This window comes from Botrimarina colliarenosi (assembly GCF_007859955.1).
Classification (GTDB): domain Bacteria; phylum Planctomycetota; class Planctomycetia; order Pirellulales; family Lacipirellulaceae; genus Botrimarina; species Botrimarina colliarenosi.
Genome location: NZ_SJPR01000021.1, coordinates 1 through 1,628 on the forward strand (window position 1 = coordinate 1; position 1,628 = coordinate 1,628).

Below are 1,628 nucleotides of genomic sequence, written 5' to 3' on the forward strand. Positions count from 1 at the left end.
GGGGCTTCGCCCCCGCCCCACGGCCTCTCAGCTTCCTGCTAACGGCTCACTCGGCACAGCTGCGCGCTGCACAATTCGGGCGCCACCGGGGCCCGCCGGGCGCTGCACTTTTCGACTGCCGATCACAGCCGCGTCGGTGGGGACCCAGGGCTTCATCCGCCGCCACTGGTGGTCCGTCAGATCGGTCGGGTAGGGCGTCCTGCTCATGCAAGGGACGGTAACCGCTCTACCCACCTGCTCAAATAGCAGTTATTGGACAGCCTCTAAGTAGTTAAGGCGTCGGACTTTAGGCCGAACCTCTCGACGGTCGGGAGCGCTGCCAGCAGACCCAAGCACAGTTACACCGTAACTGTCTGGGAGAAATGCATGGCCGCTCAAGCATCCAAACCACGTCGTCTGCCCGCCTACGCCCACTTCAAGCCACGCGATTTGGCGTGCGTTTGGGTCCACGGCAAGCGGATCTACCTGGGCAAATACGGCAGCCCCGAGAGCCACGCCCGCTACGCCGAGGTCGTCAAGCGAATCCTGGCCGGGCAAGAGATCGACCCGGCCACCCTATCGGCCAGCCGTCCCGCACCAGCGGCCGTGCTGACCGTTGGCCAGCTGGCGGACCGCTACGGCCAGCACGCGGCCGTCGCCTACCGGAAGAACGGACGACCGACGAGCGAGGTGGCGCTGATGCAAAGGACCCTCATCGAGCTCAAAGCGGCCTTTGGCGACCCGAAGCGCCCGGTCGGTCGGTTCGTACGTCGGCCTGGTCCCCAAGTGTCGACAGTCAGGGACCTACGACTACTCGGGTCGGATTACCAAGCACGGCCCGAGCCTGCTGCGGAAGCTGCTGGTGGAGGTCGCGTGGATGATGCGTCAGCACAACCCGCATGCGGCGGAGTTGTACCGCAGGCTGAGCAAGGGCGAACGCACCCGCCGTAAGCAGGCGACGGTAGCGCTGGGCAGACGGTTGCTCGTCTGGTGTTGGGCGATGCTACGAGATGAGAAGGACTGGGATGCCGAACGGCTTGGGCTCGCGGCATAGGCCCTGCGTGAACCCCACCGGCGGGAAGCAAGCTCGGCGGCGAGCTGCCGGGCGCAGCGGAGAACGGAACGATCGCGGCGGCAGAGCTCGTGAATTCTGGTGAGCGAAAGCTCGGCAACGGAAATGAGCGCCGCCGCGTCGCAGAGTTGTATGGGACCGTGACCCGGTCACGGACACCCCGGATAGTGACCTGAGCCGATCTCGCTGACGTCCTCGTAGAAGCCGCTGAACGGAGGAGAATGGAACTTGACAGTCCCGGCTTCATAGTGCCCCGAGTTCGTCGCCAAGGAGTTGCAGGCTTGGCTGGCAAAGGTCGGCGTGACGACGCGTTACGTCGAGCCGGCGAGCCCGTGGCAGAACGGCTATGCCGAATCGTTCCATAGCCGACTGCGAGACGAGTTCTTGGCGGTTGAGGTGTTCGACAACTTGGCGGCGGCGAGGAAGCTCACCGCCGCTTGGCGAGAGGACTACAACCGATCTTCATACTGCCTCATTGTTCGATGTGCTTAAAAAACCGAGATTCTTCTGCGACGAGCCAGGTTTCGCGGGGGTTCGGGTGCTGCGTTGGGCTCGCTCGCGTAGCCGTTTCGCGGCC

General features: G+C 64.4%; 2 protein-coding genes. Both read left to right on the forward strand.

Annotated elements, in window-relative coordinates:
- Positions 1–712 precede the first annotated feature (712 nt).
- Positions 713–1,033 (forward strand): transposase, encoded by a 321-nt coding sequence (locus tag Pla108_RS20675; RefSeq protein ID WP_146446887.1) that lies wholly within the window; start codon positions 713–715, stop codon positions 1,031–1,033.
- A 318-nt stretch (positions 1,034–1,351) separates the two neighbouring features.
- A complete protein-coding gene (locus Pla108_RS21415; protein ID WP_197526773.1) occupies positions 1,352–1,543 on the forward strand; it encodes an integrase core domain-containing protein in 192 nt (63 codons plus the stop codon).
- Positions 1,544–1,628: the final 85 nt, after the last annotated feature.